The sequence below is a fragment of the Eubacterium sp. CAG:156 genome, from assembly GCF_000434315.1.
In the GTDB taxonomy this organism is placed as follows: Bacteria; Bacillota; Clostridia; order Lachnospirales; family Lachnospiraceae; genus Eubacterium_U; species Eubacterium_U album.
The window spans coordinates 1-1,797 of record NZ_FR878148.1 but is presented as its reverse complement, the minus strand read 5'-3'; the positions used below and the strand labels follow the sequence as shown (position 1 = coordinate 1,797).

Below are 1,797 nucleotides of genomic sequence, written 5' to 3'. Positions count from 1 at the left end.
TTCCTGAATTATCCCATGTATGGTAATAGCCAATTAATAATCTTGAGTTCAATCCCTGTGTTGGTTTATGAGATGAAGTTGTTTCAGGTGTCTTTGTTGTTGTCTCTGCCACCTTAGTTGTTGTTTCAGGTGCCTTTGTTGTTGTTTCAGGTGCCTTTGTTGTTGTTTCTGCTACTTTTGTTGTTTCAGATGTTTCTAATCCTTCTATTGTTACCTCTATTGTCTTTCCTTCTGTTTCATATCCATTTAAATTGGCTGTAACCTTTATAATATGTTTGCCATTTGTTGTAAATGTATATGATGTTGATGTTGCTAAAGCAAATGTTTCAACATATTTTCCATCAGCATATACTCTATATGTCTGTCCACTTTCCATCTGCTCATTTGTCTGACCCCAAACAAATGATACTGTTCCACCATCCTGACTCTGCTTTACTAAGCCAATTACTTCTGTTGGCCTTGCCTCTGTCTGAGAAGATGAAGTTGTTTCTGCTTTTGTTGTTGTTTCTGTCTTTGTTGTTTGATCAGCAGTATTTTCTTCATTTTTTGTTGTAACTTCTGTTTTAGTTGTAGTTGTTTGATTTGTTGGCTGTTCATGTTTTTCCAATGAATCCATAAGTGAATCCATTGATTTAGCCCATGCATAATTATTTGTAGCATCCCAGTTAATTGACCAAGTCATTACACCTCTAAATGTTGGGTAAGCTTTCGGTGCTGTAAAACTTCCTGATGATGTTCCATTTACAAGTGATGTTACTGCTTTAGAAATAACATCTGTTGACACATATCCACTTGAAGCTGCTTTTGGTGTTGACGGCAATCCTAATGCTACCTGATCAGCTCTCAAACCATTCTCTAATAATAATGTTGAAAGAGATGTTAAGAAATCTGCTGTTCCAACCTGTGCATTAAATCCGTTATATCCATTCATTGCTCCTGAATTATAGAACTGTGGATAACAAATTGTAAGAATATCTCTAATCTTATATGCCAATCTGTAATATGCAGATGTAGCCATTGTTCCGTTAGGATTTGTATCCTGGAAATAATATGTTTCAGGTGCCATCGTGATAATAAAATCTTCACCAAAATGATTATGTACAGTTCTAAGTGCTTCTGCTATGTAATCTGTTCCTGATACTGCACTTCCTTCAAAGTCAATATCTACACCCTCAAATCCATATTCTTCTATTATTGAAATAAGGCTTGTAGCAAACTGATTTGCTGATTCTTCATTTGTTATATAAGTTGTTCCTTCTGCTCCACCTACTGAAATAATTACATGCTGACCTTTAGCCTTAGCATCTTTTATGTCCTGAATAAACTGAGCCTTTGTATATCCTCCTAATGCAGTAGATAAATCTTTGTCAAGTTCAAATGTAACCTTTCCGGCTGTTGTTGATGAATTTGCAAAAGCCACACAAATCATATCGTAGTATGATGGAACATCTGAAAGTTTAAGTGCAGTTGATCCATTGAGAAAGTTATGCCAATATCCTGTTACCATATGCTCAGGCAATTTAGAATTAACTGTATAATTATTCTGAGTTGTTTCTTCTGTTCCTGATGCGTTTGTTGTTTCTTCTATTCCCGCAACTAAGTCAGTTCTTTCTTTCCATAAAGTTACTGCTACTGTAGGAGACCATCCGGAATTGGAATTGTGTTCATATGTACATTCATACACTTTATCCTGATATTGAACCAAATCACCTATTTTATAGTGAACGTTATCCGGTGACCACACAGGATATACACCTGTCGCTGTTTTCTTAGTTGTTGTCTCAGGTGCCTTTGTTG

Annotated in this window: 1 protein-coding gene; it reads right to left on the bottom strand. The window is 35.8% G+C overall.

The window, feature by feature from the left end:
• A partial coding sequence (locus tag ABMA45_RS03785; RefSeq protein WP_348029913.1) for a glycosyl hydrolase family 18 protein occupies positions 1-1,797 on the bottom strand: 1,797 nt, incomplete at both ends.